We start from the raw sequence: 211 nt of genomic DNA, 5'->3' as shown, positions 1-211 counted from the left end.
AGCCGCGCCGCTGACGGCGGCGACCTGGATCGTCCGATCGAACTCACGCAGCGATCTGGGGTCGCGAAAGACCCTCCAGAGGATACTGACGGTGAGGACCAATACCAGAACGTTCCTGCCACCACGTCCGAAGAATACGGCGAACAGCATTCCGATTCCGAGCGGCGCGTCTCCGGTAGCCGGTTCGAGCAGAGAGAACAGCCACACCGGG

The 211-nt window shown here is 63.0% G+C and carries 1 protein-coding gene; it reads right to left on the bottom strand.

Annotated elements, in window-relative coordinates:
- Positions 1 to 211, bottom strand: a 211-nt coding sequence (locus EXE45_RS21175; RefSeq protein ID WP_206750539.1) for a hypothetical protein, incomplete at both ends; no start/stop codon positions are given.

It is taken from the genome of Halorubrum sp. SP9 (assembly GCF_005435015.1).
Taxonomy (GTDB): Archaea; Halobacteriota; Halobacteria; order Halobacteriales; family Haloferacaceae; genus Halorubrum; species Halorubrum sodomense.
The sequence above is the reverse complement of the archived record's forward strand: the minus strand, read 5'-3'. Positions and strand labels throughout refer to the sequence as shown.